The organism is Parolsenella sp., from assembly GCF_982402205.1.
In genome coordinates this window covers 1-7,440 of sequence record NZ_CEVYAT010000077.1, presented here as the reverse complement: position 1 = coordinate 7,440, position 7,440 = coordinate 1, and the positions used below count along the sequence as shown (strand labels likewise).

Sequence of the window (7,440 nt, the reverse complement as noted above, 5' to 3'; positions counted from 1 at the left end):
GCTGTAGGGAGCCTGATGCCTGTGGTCGCTGCCGGTCGTGGCCGCGGGGCCGCGTGGCGTGCTGGCTGTGGGGGCGGCACTCGCTTGCGAACGCTTCGTGTTTGACTTGTGGGGACCAGCCGCGTGCGTGCGGCTGGCCCCATTTTTGCTGCGACTGGCTGGTACCATCGCGCTGACACGACGAGCGCCGGCGCGTCCGGCGAGAGGGGAGAGCGCGATGAGCGAGCAGGTTGTCCACGGTCAGGTTGAGGCCATGGCAGATGCGGAACAGATCCGGCGCATTGAGCGGGCGCGCGAGGTGCTCGTTGCCCAGCTCGTGGGCCTGGGCGCCACGATGTGCGCCGCGATGGATGCACATGAGGGCTTCGTGCCGTGCGAGCACGCCTTTGGCGTGGTCATCGAGGGCGCTGCTGCGGCATGTGCCTGCGAGGACGAGACGCGTCTCGAGGAGCTTACCGCTGCCGTGCGCGCCCGCTCCGAGCACGTGGCCGAGCACCGCGGCGTGGCGATGGGCGCGTCCGCGCACGTTGACATGACGGACGTAGACGTTGTCTCGCTGCTGCTGTGCGTGCTTGGCGGAGCCCTTCGCATGGCGCGTGCGATGCGTGCGGGCGTCATGTCGCAGGAGGCCAACGTGGCGCTCGTGCGTGCGCTGGCGTGCCTGGGCGAGAGGGGCCGGGACCTGGCGCCGTGCGTCCGCGAGCTCTCCGGCGCCATCGCAAGACTCGCGCTGTAGGGATTAATAATTGTCAGATGCGGTTGAGATACTATTTATATGAGAGAAGGAGGAAAGAGTGGCGTACGGGTCTGTATTGAGTGAAGCTTTGGACACTCGAAGTGATAGGAAGGCACGCGGAGCCTTCTATACTCCTCCGCGTTTGGCCGAATATATTTGTAAGTATTGTATTAGGGGAAGACTAGACCGTGTCCTTGAGCCCTCGTGCGGAGAAGCGGTTTTCCTTTCTGAGGCTGCGAATAGGTTGAAGAAACTTGGAGCCTCTCTGGATGAGATTGGTTCAAACCTTACGGGGGTTGAACTGCATGAAGACAGCGCCGCGATTGCCTGTTCCGAGCTCGAGTCAAAGGGCGTGCACGCAAATATAGAGGTGGGTGACTTTTTCGATTTAAATCCGACTCCCATCTATACGGCTATCGTCGGAAACCCGCCTTACATTCGGTTCCAAGACTTTACGGGTTCTCAGAGAAATAAAGCAATAGAGTCTGCGTTTTCAATGGGAGTTGCTGTTGGCTCAACTGCATCATCGTGGGCACCCTTCGTTGTTCATGCTGCGCGATTTTTATCACGTGGCGGGAGAATGGGTATGGTGCTGCCCGCTGAGCTTTTGAGCGCTAATTATGCTGCATCGATTAGGAGATTTTTTCTTCGTCGGTTTTCTGACGTCAAGATTGTCTCCTTCGAGAAAAGAGTATTCCCCGAAGTTCAGGAAGAAGTTGTTCTACTTCTTGCGGATGGTTTTGACTGCGGCTCTTCCGCTGCAATTTCGCTGATGCAAGCGGTGTCTACTCTCGATCTGGGAAAGGGCTGCTTTCGGACTCTTGAAGTTGATAGTGCGAACAAGTGGCCTATTGGATTTGCTTATCAGAGCGCCAGTGAACTGCTTTCAAAACTACCAGATACCCTCACTACTCCTCTGGGGGATTATGGCGAGATTAAACTCGGCGCGGTTACTGGTGCCAATAAGTATTTCACCCTATCTTCTTCAGAAGTTCAAAAGTGGGGACTAGGTAAGTCTGATCTCGAACCAATTTGTCCCTCCGGCTCTCGGCACCTTCGACGCTTCGAATTGGATGAAGATGACTTTGCCTCCCTTGTCTCCAAGGATATGAAAACGTGGCTATTTTCTCCGCAAGATGACCAACCAAGCGGGCCGGCGAAAAAATATATCGCCTATGGTGAAAGCTTGGAAGTTAATCAGGCTTATAAGTGCCGCGTACGTTCTCCTTGGTGGAGAGTCCCGGGGGTGAAGCGATGCGATATATTCCTGACATATATGAATGGAATGGGGCCGAATCTCTGCTTCAATTCGGCTCGCATTGCACATCTGAATTCGGTGCATGGGCTAATTCTGAATGAGGATTATTCGCCAGACTTGGGGAGGCTTCTTCCCTTTGCAGCAATGTCTTCACTGTCCCTTGTTTCGGCTGAGCTTGTTGGGCGTTCATATGGCGGAGGGGTGCTTAAATTGGAGCCGAGGGAAGCAAGAAAGTGGTTGATGCCTTCCGCCGATATCCTGCTAGATTCAAAGGCGGAATTGTTAAAGCGTTCAGATGCAATTGGAACGGCCTTGTCCTCTAGGGATAGAGATGCTGCGACTGTTCTCGTCGATGAGATTCTTTATCGGCGGATGGGCATTTCTGCCGAAGGCGCGCAAAGAATCAGGGGCGCTTTATTTGAGCTCAGGGGGAGACGTTTGAACAGAGCTAATTCGCCAAAGGTGGAGGAGGCAAGAAATGGCTACTGCTGATGACAAACTCGCTGCTTTCGACCCCATTCTTTCAGAGTGGAAGTCATCCGATTCGAAGCCGTTTTGGGACTCCAACAATCTTCCTCAGCTTGAATATGGAAAGCTGCTCTCGCTTTTAGAGGTTCCCGTTCGGGATGGGGACAAAACCCAATCTGGCAGATTTGCTAAGGCGGTAGATTTGTGGATTGCTTGTGAGCTAGAGCGCGCCGGTTTTTCTGAAGAGTGTGTTTGGCCGAGAGCCTCTTCTCCGAGAGTGCTGGATCCTGAGGTTTCTGGAGCTATATCGGCTTTGTCAAGACGTTTTGGAGTTTCCCAAAGTGCCTTAAACCGTAAGTTTGGTTGTGCTGATGCGTATGTAATGGGTTCGGTTTACAAAAAACAAGTCGACGTGGGGATGTCTAATTGGCTTACGGGACCTGAACTACTGATTTCGACTAAGACAATGGGAAGCTCCTTTGGCAAAAATTTGGCTAATCGTTTCGAGGAAGCTTATGGGGACGTTAAGAACCTAAGGGAGCGCTACCCTCTGGCTGCCCATGGCTTTTTCTTTCTCGTTGAGTCTAGTATTTGTGAAGAACCTAACAGCCTTAACAAAGCTATTCACATGTTGAGGCAGCTAAGTCGAGATGGGGATGTGTACGATGCGGTTTGCCTTATGCCCGTCTCGTGGAGCTGTTATGACTGCGAGCTTGATTCCAAGGGGATGGAGTTTAAGCCGGAAATTACTATTCCGGATGAGATGCGGGATGTAATTCCCGGTGAACTGAGCTGCGAACACTTCTTTACTGTGTTGATTGATAAGGTTCTTGAGTGTTCTTCAATTGATAGCCATCAAGGAGCGCGAGCGCTTAGGCAAACTAGGTAACGAGGCTGATGCCCGCCTTGTTGTGTCGGCTTGAGATATTTGTAGTGTTGTGACCTTTTCGGCATAAAAGGAGGGGCGGACAACCTTACTGGCTGTCCGCCCCTCTCGCATACATGAGTTGTGGGCTGGCCCTACTTGGCGTCGGCCCAGACGCGCTCGGCCACGCGCTTGACCAGCGCGACCTTGGCCCACTGCTCCTCCTCGGTGAGCTTGTTGCCGCACTCGCAGGAGGCAAAGCCGCACTGCGGGGAGAGGCAGAGGTGGTCGAGGGGCACGTACTTGGCCGCCTCGTTGATGCGCTGAACCAGCAGGTCCTCGTCCTCGAGGCCCGGTTGCTTGGAGGTCACGAGGCCCAGCACCACGTACTTGCCCTCGGCCACGTGGGCGAGCGGCTCGAAGCCGCCGGCGCGCGGCGTGTCAAACTCGAGGTAGAAGGCGTTGACGTTCTCCTCGGCGAACAGGTACGGCGCGATGGGGTCGTAGCCGCCCTCGAAGGCGTAGGTGGAGTGGTAGTTGCCGCGGCAGACGTGCGTGTTGATGACGAGGTCCTCGGGCTTGCCCTCGATAGCGAGGTTGTTGAGGCGAACGCCCAGCTCGGAGACCTTCTGGATGTCGACGGGGCTCATGCCGGTCTTGGCCACGAAGTCCGTGTCGCAATAGATGCCCCAGGTGCAGTCGTCGAACTGGATGTTGCGGCAGCCGGCGGCGTAGAGGTCGGCGATGACGGTGCGGTAGGCGGCGGCGATGTCGGCGACGAGCTGCTCGTCATCGGCGTAGACGGCGCGTAGGCTCTCCTGCTGGCCGTCGCAGCGGTCGAGCGTGACCTCGGAGAAGGTCTGGATGGGCGCCGGGATGGTCTGGCGGGCAACCTGGCCGTCCTCCTCGAGGGCCTTCACGAACTTGAAGTGCTCGACGAACGGGTGGTTCTCGCCAGAGATCTTGCCCGTGACGACGGCGGTGTCGGCCGTGGTCTCCTCGTCGTGGAACATGTAGCCCGTGCGCGAGGTGCGGCGCTCGATGCCCTGCAGGCCCCACATGAAGTCGAGGTGCCAGTAGCTGCGGCGAAACTCGCCGTCGGTGATGACGTGCAAGCCGGCGGCCTTCTGCTTGGCGACGAGGTCGCGGATGGCCTCGTCCTCGACAACCTTGAGCTGGGCGTCATCGATCAGGTGCGCGGCGTGGTCGGCGCGGGCCTGCTTGAGGACGTCCGGGCGCAGGAAGCTGCCGACGACGTCGTAGCGGAAGGGCGAGTTCCAGTGATAGGACATGGGGTCTCCTTTGGTCGTGCGCCGCTGGGGCGCTTATCCGAGTGGTTTGCTGGTGATTAGTATTCCATGGCTTGCGGCTATCTGGTACTACGCGTCTTGTATGCCATTCCATAGACGTAGACTATGGGATGGGGGTGAGTGCGGGGCGGGCGCGGCGCCGGGTATGTCGCCGGGTGGGCCACCATCGGTCCGGCACGTTTGAAGCGGCCGAGACGTGCACAACCGATGGGACGTTATTGCTGGTGGCGGGCCGCCATCGGTTTGGCACGTTTGAGGCCGCCGGGACGTGCGCAACCGATGGGACGTTGAGGCTGGGCTATAGCGCCATCGGTTTCGCACATCTACAGGCCCTGGGACATGCCTAACCAATGGCACGTTAGAGCCGATGCGCATGGCCATCGGTTTGGCACGTTTGAGGCCGCCGAGACGTGCGCAATCGATGGCGTGTTGAGGACAGATTGGTTGGCCATTGGTTTTGCACGTCTGCCGTTCCAGAGGCGTGTCTAACTGATGGGGCCTTGCCCGAGACGTGCGCAACCGATGCGCGTTGCGGTCGCGCTCGAAAACATGCCGTTCGGCGGATTTGGCCCCTGGTCATTATTTGGCAAGAAATGGCGGTTGACCTCGCGTGTTAGACCCCTGTTAGATGCCTGTTAGATTCCTTGAGCGCCTGGCTTGCTATCCTCGCCCTACAAAGAGGGGAGGGGTCATGGCGCCGAGAAGAACGGCCGAGATAGATCGTCTGCTTGATGAGGCCCAGGGCAAGGGCGCCTGTCTGTCCGTTCACGACCGGGCGCTGAGGGCGGCGCTCGAGCGCAGGGTGGGACATGGCCTTGTTTCTCCGCGCCCGAGCCTGTATGCCCGCAAGGCGTATTGGGGGGGCCTGTCGCGCAGGCAAAGGGAGCTCCACATTCTGAGGGGCCAGGCAGGTCGCCATCCCAACTGGACGTTTTGCTTTGCGAGCGCGGCCCTGCTGTACGGGTTGCCGATATCGTTTGGCCGCCTCAAGAAATGCCACGTGCTGGGCACCGGAACGGCCCACAGCTCGCTCGCGCGGCGCCACTACGTGAGACGCAGAGGAGTCGTGCTCGATGGCGTGCGCGTGACCTCGTTCGAGGACACCATCGTCGACTGCCTGCTCACGCTGGGCTTTGACGAGGGGCTGGTCATCGCGGACGCGGCGCTGGCTCGTCTCGGCGTAACGCGCGAGCGGCTGGCCGAGCTCGTCTTGCGCTTGGGAAAGGGACGTTCCGGGTTGGATGACGCGCTCGCGTGCGTTGCTTGGGCCGACGCGCGCAGCGAGAGCGGTGGCGAGTCGATGGGTCGTGCGGTGATGATCCGCCATGGCTTCATGCTGCCTGAGCTGCAGGTTGTTGTGGGCAATGCGAATTGCGAGGGCGAGTCGTGGCGCTGTGACTACCTGTGGCACCTCGCGGATGGCAGGACGGTGGCGGGCGAGCTCGACGGGCACGAGAAGTACGTGAACCCCGAGATGACGAAGGGGCGCGACGCCGTGGCGGTGATGAGCAACGAGCGCATGAGGGAGTCGCAGCTCACGCTCTACGTCGACAGGATCATGCGCTTCTCGTATGCCGATATAGTGAACGAGGAGCGGCTGGTGGCCAAGCTCGAGAAGTTCGGCATCCCCCGCGTGTCCCAGGGCGGTTGAACGTGGCAGCGTCGTCATCGGTTCGGCACGTTTGGGGCCGCGCCGCCATCGGTCCGGCACGTTTGAAGCGGCCGAGACGTGCGCAACCAATGGTGCGTTATGGCTGGCGGCAGGCCGCCATCGATACAGCACGTTTGGGGCCGCAGAGACGTGCGCAACAAATGGCGCGTTGGGGGCGGGGTCGCACTCGCGGCACCCCGTTCCACACAAAAGGGGCCGAGACGCGCGTGGCGTCCCGGCCCCAAGCGGGCGCTACGTGGCTCGCCTTACGCCTCGCCGGCGTCGTCCCACACGGAGCGGGCGATGTCGCGCACGAGCGCGAGCTTCTCCCACTGCACGGACGGGTCGATCGAGTTGCCCTCCTCGGTGGAGGAGAAGCCGCACTGCGGCGAGAGGCACAGGCGCTCGAGCGGCACGATCTTGGCGGCCTCGGCGATGTGCTCGCGGATGCGCTCGGGGTCCTCGAGCTCGGCCGTCTTGGTGGTCACGAGGCCCAGGACGACGCGTTGGTCGGTGTTAGCGGGCAGGTGGCGCAGCGGCTCGAAGCTGCCGGAGCGCTCGTCGTCGTACTCGAGGAAGAATCCGTCGAAGCCGCGGATGTTGAGCAGGCGGCGGGCGATGGTCTCGTAGGTGCCCTCGTAGAGCCAGTGGCTCATGAAGTTGCCCTTGCACATGTGGGTCGTGATGACCATGTCGTCAGGCCTGCCCTCGAGCGCCTCGTCGGTGATGTCGCCAAAGACGTCGATGAGCTCGTCGGGGTCGTAGCCGCAGGCCTCGATCTTGGCGCGGAAGCGCGGCGAGAACAGGGCGCCCCAGCTCGTGTCATCGAGCTGCAGATAGCGGCAGCCCGCGTCGTGGAAGGCCTTGATGGCGTCCTGGTAGGTCTTGGCCAGGTCGTGGCGCAACTCGTCGAGGTTGGCGTAGACGGGGTTGGCGGCGTACTGGGCCGAGAGAACCACCGAGTCGAGCGTAATCATGTTGGGGCCCGAGATGGTCTGCTTCACGGGCGTGTCACCGGCGAGCTTCTGCGTGCGGCGGAAGCCCTCGATGAAGGGGTGGTTGGGGTCAAAGGAGAGCGGGGAGTCGACGTAGGTGCCCTGCATGACCTTCTCGATGCCAAAGCCGGCGGTCTTGAAGTCGTAGACCTTGATG

General features: G+C 59.7%; 6 protein-coding genes. 4 read left to right on the top strand and 2 right to left on the bottom strand.

The features are described 5' to 3' along the window. Positions 1-217: 217 nt before the first annotated feature. Genes AC1VTH_RS05280 through AC1VTH_RS05270 form a run of 3 tightly spaced genes read left to right on the top strand, consistent with a single transcriptional unit; the run spans position 218 to position 3,351 of the window. Positions 218-736, top strand: a complete 519-nt coding sequence (locus AC1VTH_RS05280) for a hypothetical protein (RefSeq protein WP_481335097.1) — start codon at positions 218-220, stop codon at positions 734-736. 58 nt (positions 737-794) lie between these two features. Then, the gene (locus AC1VTH_RS05275; protein ID WP_481335095.1) at positions 795-2,486 is read left to right on the top strand and encodes an HsdM family class I SAM-dependent methyltransferase; all 1,692 of its coding nucleotides are present in this window, start codon (positions 795-797) and stop codon (positions 2,484-2,486) included. After that, positions 2,473-3,351: a hypothetical protein gene (locus AC1VTH_RS05270; RefSeq protein WP_481335094.1), complete on the top strand. Its 879-nt coding sequence runs from the start codon at positions 2,473-2,475 to the stop codon at positions 3,349-3,351. Before AC1VTH_RS05275 ends, AC1VTH_RS05270 begins: the two co-directional genes overlap by 14 nt. Before the next feature lie 131 nt (positions 3,352-3,482). Here AC1VTH_RS05270 and AC1VTH_RS05265 read toward each other — a convergent pair whose 3' ends face one another. Next, the gene (locus tag AC1VTH_RS05265) at positions 3,483-4,619 is read right to left on the bottom strand and encodes a 5-methyltetrahydropteroyltriglutamate--homocysteine S-methyltransferase (protein ID WP_293824838.1); all 1,137 of its coding nucleotides are present in this window, start codon (positions 4,617-4,619) and stop codon (positions 3,483-3,485) included. Between the two features lie 709 nt (positions 4,620-5,328). Between AC1VTH_RS05265 and AC1VTH_RS05260 the strand changes: the two genes are divergently transcribed. Then, positions 5,329-6,288, top strand: a complete 960-nt coding sequence (locus AC1VTH_RS05260; RefSeq protein WP_481335092.1) for a hypothetical protein — start codon at positions 5,329-5,331, stop codon at positions 6,286-6,288. A 266-nt stretch (positions 6,289-6,554) separates the two neighbouring features. On the opposite strand, the gene AC1VTH_RS05255 is transcribed toward AC1VTH_RS05260, so the two are convergent. After that, the coding region (locus AC1VTH_RS05255; protein WP_481335091.1) for a uroporphyrinogen decarboxylase/cobalamine-independent methonine synthase family protein at positions 6,555-7,440 on the bottom strand (886 nt) is incomplete at its 5' end.

Excerpts from the sequence above, each read along its gene's own strand:
- AC1VTH_RS05280 (WP_481335097.1), top strand. The coding sequence starts at position 218 with ATGAGCGAGCAGGTTGTCCACGGTCAGGTTGAGGCCATGGCAGATGCG.
- AC1VTH_RS05270 (WP_481335094.1), top strand. The coding sequence starts at position 2,473 with ATGGCTACTGCTGATGACAAACTCGCTGCTTTCGACCCCATTCTTTCA.
- AC1VTH_RS05260 (WP_481335092.1), top strand. The coding sequence starts at position 5,329 with ATGGCGCCGAGAAGAACGGCCGAGATAGATCGTCTGCTTGATGAGGCC.
- AC1VTH_RS05265 (WP_293824838.1), bottom strand. The coding sequence starts at position 4,619 with ATGTCCTATCACTGGAACTCGCCCTTCCGCTACGACGTCGTCGGCAGC.